Source organism: Tritonibacter sp. SIMBA_163 (genome assembly GCF_046535935.1).
GTDB classification, from domain to species: domain Bacteria; phylum Pseudomonadota; class Alphaproteobacteria; order Rhodobacterales; family Rhodobacteraceae; genus Epibacterium; species Epibacterium scottomollicae.
In genome coordinates this window covers 1-275 of sequence record NZ_JAWJBP010000402.1, presented here as the reverse complement: position 1 = coordinate 275, position 275 = coordinate 1, and the positions used below count along the sequence as shown (strand labels likewise).

Here is a 275-nt window from a genome sequence, read left to right as displayed (position 1 = left end):
CGGATCTCGCGCCAGCAATGCGAACAGAAGCTTGCATGACGGCCGGTCAGCACCCCACATGCGGGGCAGACCGGCCGATAGACGAGATCGCCGATCCACCGCAGCAAGGCGGGGAACCGCAGCACGGACTTCGTCGCTGTCCTGGTGTCATCAACCGCCATGGATTGACATTAGGACCGCCGACGCGCCTTTGCGCAACAGATTCTTGAGGACGTGGGGCACGATGGAGATACTTTTCGATCAGCCGCTGGCGACGGCGCGGCGCGAACGGGCGA

The 275-nt window shown here is 63.6% G+C and carries 1 protein-coding gene; it reads right to left on the bottom strand.

The window, feature by feature from the left end; all coding sequences use genetic code 11:
• Positions 1–161 (bottom strand): double zinc ribbon domain-containing protein (locus R0J92_RS22895; protein ID WP_411053356.1); only part of this gene is annotated, 161 nt, incomplete at its 3' end.
• Between the last annotated feature and the right edge of the window lie 114 nt (positions 162–275).